We start from the raw sequence: 17,001 nt of genomic DNA, 5'->3' as shown, positions 1-17,001 counted from the left end.
TTTAACCATAAAATCCGATGTCCCGATTCCGGCGATTGACTCTGCCGCGCCGACGCTATTAACTCTTTATTAACGATTAGAGCAGCGACGGGGACGAACCTAAAGAAGCTGCCCTCAACTCAGGATTGCGCGAATACGTCCGGACAGGAAGAGCCCGGCATACCGCGTTGCAGGGGATTTGTATGGCGTCTTGGACTGGAGTTAAGGGAAGTATCGCGGCGTTCTGCGCACTTTTCATTTCAGCAAACACGGCAATTCCTGCACAGGCAGGTTCTTCTCCATGGATGCAGACCGGCTCGGCGACATCGCAGCCGATCGGCCACTACGAATTCTGCCAGAAGTACAAGAGCGAATGCAATGTGCGCTCCAAGGGAACGGTTGCTCCGCGCGTGACCGAACGCGGCTGGGCCACCATCCGGCAGGTGAATGCTGCGGTCAATCGCGAGATCACGCCGGTCACCGACCTGGAACTGCACGGCAGGGACGAAGTCTGGTCCTATCCGGACAACGCCGGCGACTGCGAGGACTTCGTGCTTGAGAAGCGCAAGCGCCTGATGAGCAAGGGCTTCCCGGCGAGCGATCTCCTGATCACCGTCGTTCGCAAGCCCGATGGCGAAGGCCATGCGGTGTTGACCGTCCGCACGGCGCAGGGCGACTTCATTCTCGACAATCTCGAAAACGGGGTAAGGCTCTGGACCAACACGCCTTACCGCTACCTGAAGCGCCAGGCCTCGAACCACAGCGGCCGTTGGGTCACCATCCAGAACGGCGCCGAAGTCGTCGTCGGCTCGGTCGGCAACTGATCCAAAGCAAAGTAAAGAGTTTCAAAAAGGGCCGGTCAGACCGGCCCTTTTTCGTATTTGCCGCTCACCCGTCACGCGTTGCCGATCAGGATGCCGGCCGCGAGCACCAGGCCACCGCCGAGCACCACCTGGAATGCCGCCCGCAGGAACGGTGTTTCCATATAGCGGTTCTGGATGAAGGCGATCGCCCAGAGTTCGAAGAAGACGATCACCGCCGCCGTGGCGGTCGCCGTCCAGAAATGCGGGATCAGATAGGGGAGCGCGTGGCCGAGGCCGCCGAGTGCGGTCATGATGCCGGAGGCAAGGCCGCGCTTGATCGGCGAACCGCGGCCTGAAAGCTTGCCGTCATCGTGGGCCGCCTCGGTGAAGCCCATGGAGATGCCGGCGCCGACAGAGGCCGAGAGACCGACGAGGAAGGTCTGCCAGGTATCCTGGGTCGCGAAGGCGGCGGCAAAGATCGGCGCCAGCGTCGAAACCGAACCATCCATCAGGCCGGCAAGGCCGGGCTGTACGTAAGTGAGGATGAACTGACGGCGCGACGTCTGGTCCTCTTCGGCGCGCACGTCTTGGGGCGTGTGCTCTTCGCCAAGCCGCCGGGCGAGCGATTCATGCGATTTTTCCGCGATCGCGAGATCGCCGAGCAGCTTGCGGGTGGCGGCATCCTGGGTTCTCGCCGCGGCCTCGACATAGAAACGGTGCGCCGCTTCCTCCATCGCTTCGGCTTCCTCGCGCGCCTTTTCGATCGGCATTTCGGCAATCAGCCAGTCGGGCTTGCGCTCGGGGAAGTCGCGCACGTGTTCGCGCCGGACAAGGGGAATGCGGCTGCCGAAGCGCTGGACGTGCAGATCGATCAACCACTGCCTGTGGTGGCTTTCTTCCTCCGCCATCTCCTCGAACACTTTTGCCGAGTGGGGATATTGCTGCCGGAGCGCATCGGCATAGGCGAGATAGATGCGTCCGTCGTCCTCTTCGGACGAGATCGCGAGCGCCAGGATTTCCTGCTCGCTTAAGGAAAGAAAGGGACGTTTGGAACGGGCGAAGAGGCGCGAAAACATTGGGAGAAAACCTTCTTTAGAATAATTCTAAAAATAGAAAACCGAGACGGCACCGTCAAGGCCAAAGCCATGCAATCATGCGACAATCTCTCGACAGAGTGTCGCGGCTCAGCCACGATGAAGGCTCTCGCGAATTCCCTTCATTCCCGGAGCGATCGCCTCGATGAGGACCATCTATTCGCTTTCCGAAAGCAAGGACACGTTACTGGATCGGCTTGGAGCCAGGCTTGCCGCGCGGCTGCAAGCGCAGACATCCGGCTACGAGCCCTATACCCCTTCCGATCAGGAAACCCTGGCGCGCACGCTGCGCCCGGGCGACGTTCTCCTGATCGAGGGCAACCAGAGGGTTTCGGCGGCGATCAAGTATCTGACGCAATCGACCTGGTCACACGCCGCGTTCTTTGCCGGCGACCAGATGCCGCTGACGCTCGACCAGGCAACGCTGCCGGTCATCGAGCGGCCGCAACTCATCGAGGTCAATATCGGCGAGGGTTGTGTTGCGGTGCCGCTGAAGAAATACGCGTCGTTCAACACGCGCATCTGCCGGCCGATCGCGCTGACGCCGGATGATCGCACGGCGCTCGTCGGCTTCATGATCTCGCGGCTCGGGATGAAATATGACCTGAAGAACATCCTCGACATGCTGCGCTATTTCATGCCGACCCCGCCGGTGCCGGTGCGCTGGCGGCGGCGCCTGCTTGCCTTTGGCTCCGGCGATCCGACGCGGGCGATCTGCTCGACGCTGATCGCAGCCGCCTTCGAGCAGATCCGCTATCCGATCCTGCCCGAGGTCACCCGCGCCCCCGGCCGGGCGGCTGCTACCTCGACCTATTCGCGCGAGGAGATCCTGCACATCCGGCACCATTCGCTCTATACGCCCAGGGATTTCGACCTCTCGCCCTTCTTCGCGATCGTCAAGCCGACGCTCGAATTCGGCTTCGACTACAAGCGGCTGCGCTGGAACGGCGACGGCGATCACCCGTTCAAAGGTTGAGGGCGAGCGCCTGTTCGCGGGCCATGAAATCGCGCTGACGATCGGTGATGTAATCGCGCACGATCGGCGCCGCATCGCGCGAGCGCGAGAGCTGCATGTGAAAGACGAGCTGGCTGCCGGTGCGGAACATCATCTCGGCGCTGATCAGATAGAACTCCCACATGCGCGCGAAGCGCTCGTCATAGAGCCCGATCACCTTGTCGCGGTTGGCCTCGAAGCGCGCACCCCAATGGGCGAGCGTCGTGGCGTAGTGCACCCGCAAGAATTCGAGATCCGTGACCCAGAGACTGTTGCGCTCGACCACCTCGAAGACCTCCGAGAGCGCCGGCGAATAGGCGCCCGGGAAGATGTATTTCCGAAGCCAGGAGCTCGCCATGCCGGGGGGGCTCATGTGACCGATCGAATGCAGCACCGTGAGGCCGTCATCCGGCATCAGCGCATTCAGCTTCTTGAAGAACTCGTCATAGTGATGCACGCCGACATGTTCGAACATGCCGACCGAAACGATGCGGTCGAAGGGCCCCTGGACATCGCGGTAATCCTTAAGCTCGAAACGCACCCGGTCCCCTAGACCTGCCTTCCGCGCCCGTTCGGTGGCAAGCGCCTGCTGTTCCTTGGAAAGCGTCACGCCGAGCACCTGCACATCCGCGAGCTCGGCAAGATACATCGCGAGATCGCCCCAGCCGCAGCCGATATCCAGCACCTTCATGCCGGGTTCCAGGCAGAGCTTGGAGGCGAGCAGCCTCAGCTTGTTGCGCTGCGCTTTTTCGAGCGTCTCGTTGGGCTCGCGGAAATAGGCGCAGGAGTAGAGCATGTTCTCGTCGAGGAACAGCTTGTAGAATTCGTTGCCGAGATCGTAGTGATGCGCGACGTTCTGCTGCGCCTTGCCCTTGGGATTGGCCTGCTGCCGCTTGCGGAACCGCATCTTCACCGCCCGCAGAAGTTTCTGGATCGGATAAGACCCGAGCGATAGCCGATTGATCGAGAAAAGCGTCAGGAAGTCCCTGAGCGTCGAGCCCTCCTCGAAGCGCATGGTGCCGTCCATATAGGCTTCGCCGGCGGCGAGTTCGGCGTTGAAGACGAGGCTGCGGTAGAGCTTCTTGTCCGTGAGCCGCATCGTCACCTCCGGTCCGGGCGTGCCGGAAAAGACGTGGCGCTTGCCGTCGGCGTCGATCACCGTCAGGCGGCCCTTGCGAATGAAGGACTTCATCATATGCGACAATGGGAACATGCAGACCCTCTTGAGACAACTGTCGTATCAGCGCCGGCATCCTAGCACCCGTTTTTCGAAATGCTCCCCTTAAATTTCTGGTTGCTCATCAAGCTCTTCCCGGAACGAAAACGGGGACGGCAGCCTTCGCCACCGTCCCCGTTCAACTGTTATTCGGCGTTAGCCTCAGTCCTTGGCGCGCTCGACGTAGGAACCGTCTTCCGTCGCGATGACGACGCGGGTGCCGGCCTGGATGTGCGGCGGAACCAGCGTGCGGACGCCGTTCGAGAGAACCGCCGGCTTGTAGGACGACGATGCCGTCTGGCCCTTGACGACCGGCTCGGTCTCGGTGATTTCGAGCGTCACGTGACGCGGCAGGTCGATGGCGATCGCCAGACCTTCGTGCACCGAAAGAATGCAGGCCATGCCTTCCTGCAGGTAGGCCTTGAGGTCGCCGATGTCGTCGGTGCTCATGACCAGCTGGTCATAGCTTTCCGGGTTCATGAAGTGGAAGCCTTCGGCGTCTTCATAAAGGAAGGTGTGCTCGCGGTCTTCGACGAAGGCGCGCTCGACCTGTTCGGTCGTGCGGTAGCGCTCGGAGACCTTCACGCCGTCGGAAATGCGGCGCATATCGACCTGGGTGACCGGCGTGCCCTTGCCCGGGTGGAAGTTCTGGGCGGTAAGCACGACATAGAGCTTGCCGTCGACGTCGAGAACGTTGCCCTTACGGACAGATGAAGCGATGACCTTGACCATTAGTCTTCCTTGTAACAGAGGTATGCGCGACACCGCGGGCCGGAAACACTGGCCCTGAAGGACGCGGAAAGAAGGATTTCGCGCCGCAACTACCCTAATTTCGTGCAAATAGCCAGCCTGAGCCGCTGTCTGCGCGAAGAAAGCCTGGACTGAACCGATCATGTCGCATGCCTCACCCTGGTGGACACCCGATGTCCATGCCGACCGGCGCCCGTTTCTTCTCGGCCGCAACCGGATCCAATCGGCGTTGCGCCGGTTCTTCGAGACACGCGATTTCATCGAGGTGGACACGGCAACGCTGCAGGTCTCGCCCGGCAACGAGGCGCATCTGCACGCCTTCGCGACAGAGGCTCTCCATCACGACGGATCGAGCCATCCACTCTATCTGCACACCTCGCCGGAGTTCGCCTGCAAGAAGCTGCTTTCCGCCGGCGAACGGCGCATCGCCTGTTTCGCCCATGTCTACCGCAACCGCGAGCGTGGACCGCTGCATCACCCTGAATTCACCATGCTCGAATGGTACCGCGCCGGCGAAAGCTACGAGGCGCTGATGCGCGACTGCGCCGAGATCCTCGCGCTTGCGGCAGAGACCACCGGCACCAAACAGTTCATCTTCCAGGGACAGGCCTGCGATCCCTTCGCGACGCCGGAGCGACTGAGCGTCGCGGAAGCCTTCGCGCGCTTTGCCGGCATCGACCTCCTGGCCTCGATCGCGGCGAACGGTGAAACCGATCGCAACCAACTGGCCGCGGCCATGACTGCAGCCGGACTTCGGGTCGCGTCCGATGACACCTGGGCCGATCTCTTCAGCCGCGTGCTCGTGGAAAAGATCGAGCCGCACCTCGGCTTTGGCCGCGCGACGATCCTCGACGAATATCCGACTGCCGAAGCGGCGCTGGCGCGACCGGCCGCGCGCGACCGGCGCGTCGCCGAGCGCTTCGAGCTCTATGCCTGCGGCGTCGAGCTCGCCAATGCCTTCGGCGAGTTGACGGATGCCGTCGAACAACGCCGGCGCTTCGAGATGGAAATGGCAGAAAAGGCGCGTGTCTACGGCGAGACCTACCCGCTCGACGAGGATTTCCTGGCAGCACTCGCGATCATGCCCGAAGCGAGCGGCATCGCGCTCGGCTTCGACCGGCTGGTGATGCTTGCAACCGGTGCGTCGCGTATCGACCAGGTGCTCTGGGCACCGGTGGCGGAGACGCAGCCGTGAACGTACATCGCCCGATCAAGACTGCGCGAGAGCTCGTTGAGGCAGGTCTCGTCGACCGCAGCAATGAGGCCGCGGTTGCCGCCGTCGCCGAGCGTTATGCGGTTGCGATCAGCCCTGTCATTGCCGGCCTCATCGATCCCACCGATCCCGCCGATCCGATCGTCCGGCAGTTCGTGCCCGATGCCGCCGAGCTGACGCTGCTTCCCGAAGAGCGCGAAGACCCGATCGGCGACAAGCCGCACAGTCCCGTTGCCGGCATCGTCCATCGCTATCCGGATCGGGTGCTCTTGAAGGCCGTGCATGTCTGCCCGGTCTATTGCCGCTTCTGCTTCCGCCGCGAGATGGTCGGGCCGCAGGGGCTCGGCACGCTGACACCCGCCGAACTCGATGCGGCGATCGCCTACATCGCCGAACACGAGGAAATCTGGGAGGTGATCCTCACCGGCGGCGATCCCCTGGTGCTGTCACCGCGGCGGCTCACCGAGCTCATGGAACGGCTGAAACCGATCCCGCATGTGAAGATCGTCCGCTTCCACACCCGCGTGCCGGTTGTCGAGCCGTCGCGCGTCGACGCCGAATTGATCGCTGCACTGAAGGCTAACGGCAAGGCGACCTATGTGGCTCTGCACGCCAACCACCCGCGCGAGCTGACTGAAGAGGCGCGCGCCGCCTCGGCACGACTGATCGATGCCGGCATCGTCATGGTCAGCCAGTCGGTGCTCTTGAGGGGCGTCAACGACGACGCGGATGTGCTGGCTAGCCTGATGCGCGCCTTCGTCGAGACACGGATCAAGCCCTATTATCTTCATCACCCGGATCTGGCCCCTGGCACCAGCCATTTCCGTCTGTCGATCGAGGAAGGCCAGGCGCTGGTCGCAGCCCTGCGCGGCCGGGTCTCCGGCCTTTGCCAGCCGACCTACATCCTCGACATTCCAGGTGGTCACGGCAAGGCGGTCATCAGCGCCGCGACGATCGCGACCGATGGCGGCGGCTGCTACACGGTCACCGATTTTCGCGGCGGCGAGCACAGCTACCCGCCGAAAGCCTGATACGCCGCGAGAAATCGCGTCTCGCCAACACATTGAAATTTCATCTAAATATTGCGGACCTGTATTTTTCTTGGCGATTTTCGAGAAAAATCGTAGAGCCGCGTCACAGGCTTTCGACGTCAATCGTCACATGGTCATAGGCAACACAACAACGATGGAGTTGAGACCATGACCGATACGAAAGCCGTCCGCTACGAACAGGAAATCCCGGATGTGCTCGGCGCGCTCGCCGATGTGCACAAGACCATGGACCTGCACGGGCTCGACCGGACGATCCACAATCTCGTGCAGCTGCGCGCCTCGCAGATCAACCGCTGCGGCTTCTGCGTGAAGATGCACACCAAGGAATCCCGCGCCGAGGGCGAGAGCAACGAACGGCTCGACCGAATCATCGTCTGGGACCAGGTGAATGATTTCACACCGCGCGAGAAGGCAGCGCTTGCCTGGACCGAAGCGCTGACCGAACTCGAACCGCGCACCGACTTCGCACCGCTCCGCGCCGAGCTGCGCCAGCACTTCAGCGAGAAGGAGATCAGCGTCATCACCTCGACGGTGGCGATGATCAACCTTTGGAACCGCATCCAGATTTCGAGGCACTGACATGAATGACAGGCAGCACATGCAGATCTTCGAGGAGGCGCGCCCGCGCCTTCTCGGCCTGGCCTACCGCATCCTCGGCTCGCGCGCCGATGCGGAAGACGCGGTGCAGGACACGTTCCTGAAATGGCAGGAGGTCGACCGCGCATCGATCGAAACGCCGGCGGCTTGGCTGACGACTGCCTGCACGCGCCGCTGCCTGGATCTGCTCAAGGCCGCGCACCGCAAACGCGTCGACTATGTTGGCGCGTGGCTGCCCGAGCCGATCCACACGACAAGCGACGACAATGCGGAGGAAAAGCTGGCGCTGACCTCTTCGTTGACGACGGCGTTTCTGCTGATGCTCGAACGGCTGACGCCGAAGGAGCGCGCCGCCTATCTGCTGCATGAGATTTTCGGTCAGCCCTATGACGAGGTGGCGGAAACCCTGGACATGCAGGAGACGGCCGCCCGCAAGCTGGTATCGCGCGCCAAGACGAATATCGGCCTGGAGAAAGCCCGGCACCAGACCCCGCGCGAGCGCCAGGATGAACTGCTATCCGCTTTCCACCAGGCAATCCACGGCGGCAACGTCGCCGGACTTACGACGCTTCTTTCGGCCGACGTGAAGCTGACGGCCGACGGCGGCGGCAAGGTGGCGACCGTGCTTGGCGTGCTCTCCGGCAAGGAGACCGTGCTCGCCTTCATCATCGACCGGCTTACCGAATACTGGGCGCATTACGTCTGGGAAATCGGCGACATCAATGGCGGCCGCGGCATCGTGCTTCGCGACGAGGCGAAAAACGAGATCGCCGCGACAGTCGCCTTCGGCTATGACCGTGACGGAAACGTCAACGACATCTTCATCATGCGCAACCCGGACAAGCTCACGCATTTTGGCGAGGCTGCGCTCCACTGACATAGCGGCACCACTGACGCGAACGCGATCTTCCGATACCGGATGAGCCGGTACGCGTTCGCTTGCGATGTCCTGCGTGAGGTACTGACATGCTTGAAAAAACTCCCGCTCCCCCACAGGAAACCGGCTGGCGCGCCCTGCTATCCGGCGAAAATGCGGTGCATTCGCTGGTGCTCAGCGGCGGCGTCGCGCTGCATGCGCTCAACATCTACGTGGTGACGACGATCATGCCATCGATCGTGCGCGAGATCGGCGGGCTTGAATATTACGCCTGGAGCACGACGGTCTTTGTCGCGGCCTCGATCCTCGGCGCCGCACTATCGGCGCGGCTGCTCGGTGCCGTCGGCGCCGGTGGCGCCTATGCGATCGGCGCGCTCGTCTTCGGCCTGGGGACGCTCTTCTGTGCCACGGCCCCTTCGATGGCGATGCTGCTTGCCGGCCGGGCGATCCAGGGTTTTGGTGGCGGCCTGCTCTATGCGCTCGCCTATGGCGTAATCCGGCAGGTCTTCCGGCCCGAACTCTGGACCCGCGCCATCGGCCTGATTTCGGCGACCTGGGGAACGGCGACCTTGATCGGACCCGCGATCGGCGGCATGTTTGCCGAGTTCTCCACCTGGCGCGTTGCCTTCTGGTCTCTCCTGCCGATGACGGCGCTGCTTGCCGCGCTCGCCTTCTCGACGCTGCCGCGCAAGGCCACCGGCGAAGAGGAGCGCACGCCGCTCCCGCTGCTGCAACTCCTGCTCCTCGTCGGCATCGTGCTTGCGCTTTCGGTCGCGAGCACGCGCACAATGGCCTTGGAGCAGATCGGCTGCGTCGGCGTTGCGATCCTCCTGTTCCTGAGCCTTCTGTTCGTCGAGCGTCGGGTGACGGGAAAGCTTCTGCCCTCCGGCAGCTTCACGCTGACCTCCCCGCTGGCCGCCCTTTATGCTACGATCACCCTGCTTATGGTCGGCCTGCAGCCGGAGATCTATGTGCCGTACCTGCTGCAGGAATTGCATGAGCTATCGCCGCTGGCGGCCGGCTATATCGCCGCGCTAATGTCGATCGGCTGGACGGCGGGATCGATGACAAGTGCCCATTGGCATGGAGAACGGGCGAAACAGACAATCTTTGCCGGTCCGGCCTTCGGTTTTATCGGCCTTGCCCTGATCGCCCTGTTCATGCCGATGGCAGGCGCAGAGTTCCTGGTTATCGCCGCGCCGCTCTGCGTCGGCATCATCGCGGTCGGCTTCGGCATGGGCTTTGCCTGGCCGCATATCGTTACCGCCGTCTATGAATTCGCGCCGGAGGGCGAAGCGGAGAAGGCATCGAGCTCGATTACCACTGTCCAGCTCTTTGCCGCTGCACTCGGCGCAGCGCTTGCCGGACTGACTGCCAACCTCGCCGGGATCGAAGCGTCGTCGGAGGGGGGTGTGGCGCTGGCAACGACCTGGCTCTTCGGTCTGTTCGCGCTGCTGCCCGCACTGGCAGTGCTGACGGCCAGGCGTGTACGGCGCGCGAGACGCACGGTGGCGTGAGCCCTATCGGACAATGCGGCCCGCCGAAACGACAGCGGGCCGCGACGAAAAGACTGCGGCGCCCCAACTCATTCGACGGAGCGCGGTCAGGAGGAAACGATGGAAGCCGAGAGCGTCGGCCTTCATGGCGTGCGCGAAACGCTGCTGATCACGCTCCGGGCGAAGGCTGCGGAGAGCGCACTACCCGATTCCCTTCTGCACGATCGCTTTGCCGTCGAGCTGTTGCGGCGCCTCGACGGCAAAGCGAAAGCGCCTGATGTCGGTCACGACATGACGATCGGCATCGCGATGCGCGCTTATCTGCTCGACCGATGGACTCGAGCTTTCATCGCGAGCCATCCGGATGCGATCGTGCTCAACCTCGGCTGCGGCCTCGACACGCGGATCCTGCGGCTCGATCCGCCTTCCTCGGTCGCCTGGTTCGACGTCGACTTTCCGGACGTCATCGCCTTGCGACAGCGCCTCTTCCCCGATCGCAGCGGCTACACCGCGATCGCCTCCTCCATTACCGAGCGGGACTGGATCGACCGCATCCCCGATGACCGGCCGGCGATCGTCGTCGCCGAAGGGGTGCTGCCCTATCTTCGCGATCAGGAAGTACGTGACCTCCTGCGGCGCCTTGTAACCTGCCTTGCCGGCGGCGAAATCGTTTTCGACGCCTACAGCCATCTCGGCATCGAACTGCTGCGCTTCAACCCGTCCTTGCGCGCAACAGGCGCTGAGCTTCGTTGGGGGATCGAGGACGCACGGTCGCTGGAACGGAGCGTGCCCGGGCTGACACTACTCGAGGACATTTACAACTACGATGCCGCACAGATCGCGCGCATGTCACCGATGGCGCGGATCGCGATCCAGTTCTTCAGCGCGGTCCCCATGCTGCGCCGTATGGGGCGCCTGTTGCGCTACCGGTTCAAGCAGACATGAAAAAGGGCCGCGCCTCGCGGCGCAGCCCCTTGATAGCAAGCAGTCGATGTCTGCCGATCAGGCCTTGATCGGCGCGATCGAGATTTCGACGCGGCGGTTCTGCGCGCGGCCGGATTCCGTCGCGTTGGAAGCGATCGGACGCTCCTTGCCGTAGCCCATGGCCGACATGCGGCGCTGGTCGACGCCCTGGCCTGCCAGGTAGTTGGCGACGGAGGCGGCACGGCGCTCGGAGAGACCCTGGTTGTAGGAGGCGCTGCCGGTCGCATCGGTGTGGCCGTCGACGTCGATCATCGTCTTGTTGAACTTGCGCAGCACGATCGCCACCGAGTTCAGCGTGTCGTAGAAGGCCGGGATCACCTGGTCGCGGTCAGTCGCAAAAGTGATGTTCGACGGCATGTTGAGGATGATGCGGTCGCCGGCGCGGGTGACCGAAACGCCGGTGCCCTGAAGCTGGGCGCGCAGTTCCGCTTCCTGGCTGTCCATGTAGTTGCCGATCAGGCCGCCGCCGAGACCGCCGATCGCGGCACCGACGAGCGCCGAGTCGCGCCGTCCCGCAGCACTGCCGCCAACGAGCAGACCGGTCGCCGCACCGAGGCCCGCGCCGATCAGCGCGCCGCCGGCGGTGTTCGACATCTTCTGTTCACCCGTATAGGGATCGGTGGTCGTGCATCCCGAAAGATAGATGGCCGCAACAGCCAGAATGGCGCATTTCTTGATCATGGAATCAGTTGTCCCCATTGGTGCTCAAAGGTGCTTCATACTAGCGATTGCGGCAGGAAGATGAAGAGGCGTCCCAATCACGCCATGGTTTACCGGCAAATGCCGGTTTGCTCGGACCGGGTGTGCCGGTCGGGCCACACTATAACCGATCCTTCACATGCCCTTGATAGGACGGACATCTAGCGACCAGGATAAATGTGTGCGGCTTTCCGCCGCCGCTCATTGATAAAGACGAGGCAAGATTTGATGGCAATCGAGTTCGGCGACACGCAACGCAGTCTCAGCGACACGCTCAACGGCATGATTGCCTCGATCCGCGGCGAGACGATTACCCTGCGCGAACTGATGACCGAGATCGGCGAACAGGGATTTCTGCTACTTTGCGCGCTTCTGACGCTGCCGTTTCTGCTGCCGGTGTCGATACCGGGCGTCAGCACGGTTTTCGGCGCCGCAATCATCCTGATCTCCGTATCGATCACGCTCAACCGCCTGCCCTGGGTGCCGCAGCGCATTCTCGACCGCAAGATCGAGACCGAAAAGCTGGTGCCGACCTTGCAAAAGGGGGCGAGCATCGTCTCCAAGCTCGATCGCTACGTCCGCCCGCGCCTGGGTTTCCTGACGCAGGGCGCGGTGATGAACCGCTTCAACGGGCTGATGATCATGGCCGGCGGCGTGCTGTTGATGTTCCCGCTCGGGCTCATCCCTCTGTCGAACACACTGCCGGGAATCGCGATCCTCTTGCTCTCGCTCGGCATCATCCAGCGCGACGGGCTGATGGTCGCCGGCGGCTACCTCTTCCTGATCGCAACGACTGTCTATTTCACCGTACTTGCCTACATGGCCTTTGCCGCCGGCCAGGGACTGTCGTCGTTCTTCGTCTCCTGACGAAACTCGTTCCGTGACATTGGGTGAGCCCGGCTGACTGCCGGGCCATTCGTTTTTCAAGCAGCCAGACCGCCGAAGGCCCGGTAGCTGGCGAAGTCGGTGCGGATGCCGAGCGTCTTCATCATTGCCTCGCGATCGAGGCCGAGCTGGCGGTCGAACTCGCCGAGTGCAGCGGCGACCTTGGGCGCGACGTCGGCATTGGCGAACTCGATCATGGTGATGAAATCGAATTGGCCCGGGCCGGCATGCTGTTCCAGGAACAGGTCCTTCACATAGCCATCCTGCTTGCGGATGACGGCCAGCGTCTTGTCCACCAGTTCGACGAACTGCTGCCGCGCCTCGACCGGCACGGTGTACTTGTTGATGCGGTAAAGCGGCGCGACAACGGACGTATTCGATAGGCTGCTCATTGCTCTTTTCCTCTGATCTCTTTTGAACAGGAGCAGTCGTACGACCTCAAGTAAAGTTGAGGTCAATAGAGGGCACTGCTGTTTTTCAACAACGAGTGCTCAGCCGGAGAGGCCCGTCAGCACATTGGCAACGTTGAGCCCTATTTCCGGCACGCCGTAGCCGCCCTCCATGCAGACGACGACCGGCAAGCCTGAGCGTTTCAGGGCCTCGCCCATGCGGATGTAGTCTTCAGACGTCAGCCGGAAGAACGAGATCGGGTCGCGCTCGAAGGTGTCGACGCCGAGCGAAACGACCAGCGCCTCGGCACCGAAGGCGGCGATGCGTGACAGCGCGTCGGCCATGGCATCCGACCAGACGTCGAAGCCGGTACGACGCGGCAAGGGATAGTTCTTCGTCGTGCCAAGCCCCTCGCCGGCACCCTCCTCATCGGCAAAGCCGAGAAAATAGGGGAAGGCATCGACGGGATCGCCGTGGAGCGAGGCGAAATAGACGTCGCCACGCTCGTAGAAGATATCCTGGGTGCCATTGCCGTGGTGGAAATCGACGTCGAGCACGGCAACCTTGCGAGCGCCGCGATCCCTTAGGCGCTGGGCGGCACAGGCGGCATTGTTGATGAAGGAATAGCCGCCATAGAGATCGATCGCCGCATGGTGACCGGGCGGACGGCAGAGCGCGAAGGCGGCGCGGTTGCCCGCATGGATGTGGTCGGCCGCCGAGAGGGCGCAGTCCATCGCGGCACGCGCGGCGGCATAGGTGCCCTCGGTGATCGCCGTTTCCGCCGCAAAGGAGTAAAAGCCGAGCGCGCCATCGATATCCTTCGGCGGATGCTGGCGCATGCGCCGGGCCGGGAAGCAGGTCGCGATAGCCTCGCCGCGATAGCCGTCAGCGACCCAGCGCGACCAGGCGGTCTCAAGGAACTCGAGATAATCGGGCGCGTGCAGCTTGAGGGCGACCTCGAGATCATGGCGCTCAGGGGCTGCGACATCGTCAAAGCCCGCCTCCTTCACCGCCGCGAGAATCCATTCGGCACGGAACGGCGCCTCGAAGGGCGGCACGAGTTCGCCGCCGAAGAGTTCGGTTCTGGCGTCGCGGAGCTTGTGGTCTTCGGTGTAGAAGATGCGCATGAAGAGGGTCCTGATCGGGTGCAACGGGCGGGGCGCGGGCAACCTAACCCAAGATTCAGGCTGTTGGCTATCTCAGTGCGCGCCCCTCATCCGGCCTGCCGGCCACCTTCTCCCCGCAAGCGGGGCGAAGGACACGTGCCGCAAGCTCGCATTCCCCCTCTCCCCGCTTGCAGCGAGAGGGGCGGGGTGAGGGGCAATCACGCCGGTCGGAGATATCGAACCAAAAGACAGTCCATCATCTACGCCGCGATCCGCTTGTAGAAGAACGTGGTGGCGCAGAGCCCGCCTTCCGGCCACATCGCATAATCGGGAATGACGCCAACGCGCTCCCAGCCCAGGCGCGGATAGATCGCCTCCGCCTCGCTGCCGGTCGCGGTGTCGAGCACCAGCAGCGTCTTGCCGCGCGCCGCCGCTTCGCGTTCGACAGCCTCCATCAACCGCCGCGCCAGGCCCTTGCCTCGGGCCGCGCGATGGACGAGCAACTTCTTGAGATCGCCGCGGTGCGGCTGGTTCGGCATCTGTGCAACGCCGACCTGCACGGTGCCGAGGATGCGGCCCGCTTCCTCCGCCACCATCAGCAGCGTGTCGCCGCCGGCAACCGCTTCGGCGACGCCCTGCCAATAGGCAACCGCGCATTCCGGCGGATAGGGCTGCATGAAACCGACCGAGGCGCCACCCTCGACGCAATCGGACAGTACCTCGGCAAGCGCCGGCATGGCGGCGCGGGCCTGGGTTTCATCGAGCAGACGGATCTGGATATCGGACATGATCAAACCTTGGTGCGGCAGAGGACGACGGCATAGTGAGCCGGCTCATCGTGGGGATTGTGAAAGATGTGGCCAGCCCCCAGCCCCATGAACAGGCAGTCGCCTGCTTCCAGCAAATGGGAGCCGGATTCGGTGGTGAGTTCGAGCCGGCCGGAGAACAGCCAAAGATGCTGGGTGATGCCGCGATCGGACGGCTGCCGCTCGAAGACGACGCGCGCACCCGGCGGAAACTCGACCTCGACGATATCGACCGGCGAACCGAGGCCATCCGGCGAGACGGAGCGGCGCAGATAGCCGGATTCCGGATCGCGCCAGAGGCGCTGGTCTGCACGCTTTGCAAGCGGAGATGCCTCCTTGGCCTCGAAGGCGAAGAGCGCAGACAGCGTGGTGCTGAGCGCGCTGCAAAGCTTGGCGAGAAGCTGGGCCGTCGGGCTCGCCTCACCACGCTCGATGCGCGAGATCATCGCCCGGCTGACGCCGGAGCTGGTGGCGAGTTCGTCGAGCGTCAGATTCTGCTCAGTACGCAGGGTGCGAATGCGCTCGCCGATGGCATGTTCGAGGGGGTCGGCGATGTTTTCCATTATTTGAGATTGCATTTCTCATATAGTGGAGTCAAGACTGGGAAAGACTGAAAATACGGGCATGCGATGCCGCTTTGGCGACAGCGCATCGACGGCCTTTCGGCTATCATGGCAGCTTCGTGAGCAGAAACGAGAAAAGCTTACACTTCAATACTTTAGTTAGTCCTCATCCATCACGCCAGCGCGCCCGAAGGCGCGGCCTTCCATCGACAGGTTGGACATGACAACGCAGCCCTCTTCGCTGACCTCGATCGCCAGTATCGTTGCCTCGATGACTTCGGTCGCGATCGGCAACGGCATGATGCTCGCCTATGTGCCGTTTGCGTTGACGCGCTCGGACGCACCGGACTGGGTGCCGGGCGCTGCCGTGACGATGATTGCCTTTGGCGGGCTCATCGGCTGCGTCATCGCGGGGCCGATGATCCGCCGCGTCGGCCATGCGCGCGCCTTCTCCTGCTCGATGGCGCTTGTCATCCTCTCGGCACTGACGATCGCGCTCGGCATGCACCCGCTTCTCTGGGTACTCGCCCGCGGCCTTTATGGCGCATCCGGCAACACCAACTTCATTATCGCCCAGAGCTGGCTCAACCATGCGAGCGAGAACCACTGGCGCGGCAAGGCGATGGCGCTGTTCTACATGGCCTATGTCATCGGGCTCGGCACCGGCGCCTGGCTGTTCGGGCAGATCCCGGCCGATGGCAACCTGCCGCCACTCGTGACCATCTTTTTCACCGCCCTTGCGCTCTTGCCGATCGGGCTCACACGGCTGCCGACGCCGCCGGCTCCGGCCAAGGTCAGCATCGATATCCCGATGGTCTGGCGCAATTCCCCCGTCGCCTTCATCGGCGTGCTCGCCGCCGGCGGCCTCTCCATGGTGGTGCAGGGCTTCACGCCGATCTATGCGGCCGCCAACAATGTCAGCCAGGGCGACGTCGCCAACCTGATGTTCGTGATGCAGTTTGGGCTCATCGCCATCCAGTATCCGATGGGCACGCTGTCTGACCGGATCGACCGGCGCCTGGTGCTGATCGGCACCTGCCTCTTGATCCTCGCCGCCGGTTTCTTCGCGCTCTCGGCCTCCTTCAGCAATCTGATCCTCTTGATGCTGGTCTTCGCGCTTTTTGCCGGCGCGGTCGAGACCGTCTATTCGATCGCCAATGCGCACGCCAACGACCGCACGGACCCCGCCGATTTTGTGCCGCTCGCCAGTACGATGCTGGTCGCCTGGTCGATCGCCGCGACCGTCGTGCCGATGCTGGTGACACTGCTGACACCGGTGTTCGGGCAGCGCACTTTCATCTATGCGGCGATGGCGGTCGCAGCACTTTATGCGCTCTTCGTGCTCATGCGGCTGAGGAAACGCGACGAGGTGCCAGCAGCCGAGCGCGAAAGCTTCGAGATCAGGAGCGCACAGGTGCCGAATGCCGGCGCGCTCGTCGATGCGGAAGCGAGCGCCGAATAGCCGGATTTATAGTGAACGAAGCCTTCATTTCCCGC

Annotated in this window: 18 protein-coding genes; 10 read left to right on the top strand and 8 right to left on the bottom strand. The window is 63.0% G+C overall.

Annotation, left to right across the window (positions count from 1 at the left end):
* The first annotated feature begins 182 nt into the window (after window positions 1-182).
* The gene (locus ACTJKE_RS21155) at window positions 183-803 is read left to right on the top strand and encodes a transglutaminase-like cysteine peptidase (RefSeq protein WP_058326218.1); all 621 of its coding nucleotides are present in this window, start codon (window positions 183-185) and stop codon (window positions 801-803) included.
* A gap of 71 nt (window positions 804-874) precedes the next feature.
* Here the strand turns inward: ACTJKE_RS21155 and mbfA are convergent, their stop codons facing one another.
* Window positions 875-1,858 (bottom strand): iron exporter MbfA, encoded by a 984-nt coding sequence (gene mbfA / locus ACTJKE_RS21150; RefSeq protein WP_058326217.1) that lies wholly within the window; start codon window positions 1,856-1,858, stop codon window positions 875-877.
* Window positions 1,859-2,021: 163 nt separating this feature from the next.
* Here mbfA and ACTJKE_RS21145 point away from each other — a divergent pair, with 163 nt between their 5' ends.
* Window positions 2,022-2,852, top strand: a complete 831-nt coding sequence (locus ACTJKE_RS21145) for a lipo-like protein (protein WP_058326216.1) — start codon at window positions 2,022-2,024, stop codon at window positions 2,850-2,852.
* Here ACTJKE_RS21145 and ACTJKE_RS21140 read toward each other — a convergent pair.
* Entirely contained in the window at window positions 2,842-4,083 is a 1,242-nt protein-coding gene (locus tag ACTJKE_RS21140; RefSeq protein WP_113512229.1) for an SAM-dependent methyltransferase, read from the bottom strand. The two genes, ACTJKE_RS21145 and ACTJKE_RS21140, sit on opposite strands and share 11 nt — an antisense overlap.
* A gap of 165 nt (window positions 4,084-4,248) precedes the next feature.
* Window positions 4,249-4,818 (bottom strand): elongation factor P, encoded by a 570-nt coding sequence (efp, locus tag ACTJKE_RS21135; protein WP_057247863.1) that lies wholly within the window; start codon window positions 4,816-4,818, stop codon window positions 4,249-4,251.
* A 160-nt stretch (window positions 4,819-4,978) separates the two neighbouring features.
* Between efp and epmA the strand changes: the two genes are divergently transcribed.
* The 6 genes from epmA (at window position 4,979) to ACTJKE_RS21105 (ending at window position 11,016) form a co-directional block, all read left to right on the top strand.
* On the top strand, window positions 4,979-6,031 hold the full coding sequence (gene epmA, locus ACTJKE_RS21130; RefSeq protein WP_058326214.1) for an EF-P lysine aminoacylase EpmA: 1,053 nt from the start codon (window positions 4,979-4,981) through the stop codon (window positions 6,029-6,031).
* Entirely contained in the window at window positions 6,028-7,080 is a 1,053-nt protein-coding gene (locus ACTJKE_RS21125) for a lysine-2,3-aminomutase-like protein (protein WP_058326213.1), read from the top strand. Before epmA ends, ACTJKE_RS21125 begins: the two co-directional genes overlap by 4 nt.
* 168 nt (window positions 7,081-7,248) lie before the next feature.
* Entirely contained in the window at window positions 7,249-7,680 is a 432-nt protein-coding gene (locus tag ACTJKE_RS21120) for a carboxymuconolactone decarboxylase family protein (protein ID WP_057247860.1), read from the top strand.
* A 1-nt stretch (window position 7,681) separates the two neighbouring features.
* Entirely contained in the window at window positions 7,682-8,575 is an 894-nt protein-coding gene (gene sigJ / locus ACTJKE_RS21115) for an RNA polymerase sigma factor SigJ (protein WP_058326211.1), read from the top strand.
* An 89-nt stretch (window positions 8,576-8,664) separates the two neighbouring features.
* Window positions 8,665-10,092 carry an MFS transporter gene (locus tag ACTJKE_RS21110; protein WP_440692297.1) on the top strand — a complete coding sequence of 476 codons (1,428 nt, stop codon included), beginning with the start codon at window positions 8,665-8,667 and terminating at the stop codon, window positions 10,090-10,092.
* A 99-nt stretch (window positions 10,093-10,191) separates the two neighbouring features.
* Complete coding sequence (locus ACTJKE_RS21105; protein ID WP_058326209.1) at window positions 10,192-11,016, top strand: class I SAM-dependent methyltransferase; 825 nt, start codon at window positions 10,192-10,194, stop codon at window positions 11,014-11,016.
* A 57-nt stretch (window positions 11,017-11,073) separates the two neighbouring features.
* On the opposite strand, the gene ACTJKE_RS21100 is transcribed toward ACTJKE_RS21105, so the two are convergent.
* Window positions 11,074-11,736 (bottom strand): OmpA family protein, encoded by a 663-nt coding sequence (locus ACTJKE_RS21100; protein ID WP_057247858.1) that lies wholly within the window; start codon window positions 11,734-11,736, stop codon window positions 11,074-11,076.
* A 246-nt stretch (window positions 11,737-11,982) separates the two neighbouring features.
* Between ACTJKE_RS21100 and ACTJKE_RS21095 the strand changes: the two genes are divergently transcribed.
* On the top strand, window positions 11,983-12,621 hold the full coding sequence (locus ACTJKE_RS21095) for an exopolysaccharide biosynthesis protein (RefSeq protein ID WP_057247857.1): 639 nt from the start codon (window positions 11,983-11,985) through the stop codon (window positions 12,619-12,621).
* Between the two features lie 56 nt (window positions 12,622-12,677).
* Here the strand turns inward: ACTJKE_RS21095 and ACTJKE_RS21090 are convergent, their stop codons facing one another.
* The 4 genes from ACTJKE_RS21090 to ACTJKE_RS21075 form a co-directional block, all read right to left on the bottom strand.
* On the bottom strand, window positions 12,678-13,031 hold the full coding sequence (locus tag ACTJKE_RS21090; protein ID WP_057247856.1) for a hypothetical protein: 354 nt from the start codon (window positions 13,029-13,031) through the stop codon (window positions 12,678-12,680).
* A 99-nt stretch (window positions 13,032-13,130) separates the two neighbouring features.
* Window positions 13,131-14,156 carry a histone deacetylase family protein gene (locus ACTJKE_RS21085; protein ID WP_058326208.1) on the bottom strand — a complete coding sequence of 342 codons (1,026 nt, stop codon included), beginning with the start codon at window positions 14,154-14,156 and terminating at the stop codon, window positions 13,131-13,133.
* 239 nt (window positions 14,157-14,395) lie between these two features.
* Window positions 14,396-14,923, bottom strand: a complete 528-nt coding sequence (locus ACTJKE_RS21080; protein WP_058326207.1) for a GNAT family N-acetyltransferase — start codon at window positions 14,921-14,923, stop codon at window positions 14,396-14,398.
* A 2-nt stretch (window positions 14,924-14,925) separates the two neighbouring features.
* Window positions 14,926-15,504, bottom strand: a complete 579-nt coding sequence (locus ACTJKE_RS21075) for a helix-turn-helix domain-containing protein (protein WP_082663433.1) — start codon at window positions 15,502-15,504, stop codon at window positions 14,926-14,928.
* A 220-nt stretch (window positions 15,505-15,724) separates the two neighbouring features.
* Between ACTJKE_RS21075 and ACTJKE_RS21070 the strand changes: the two genes are divergently transcribed.
* Window positions 15,725-16,966 (top strand): MFS transporter, encoded by a 1,242-nt coding sequence (locus tag ACTJKE_RS21070; RefSeq protein ID WP_058326205.1) that lies wholly within the window; start codon window positions 15,725-15,727, stop codon window positions 16,964-16,966.
* Window positions 16,967-17,001 lie beyond the last annotated feature (35 nt).

Origin of the sequence: Ensifer sp. 22521 (assembly GCF_052044795.1) — a bacterium.
GTDB lineage: Bacteria > Pseudomonadota > Alphaproteobacteria > Rhizobiales > Rhizobiaceae > Ensifer.
This window is presented reverse-complemented; position numbering and strand designations above follow the sequence as displayed.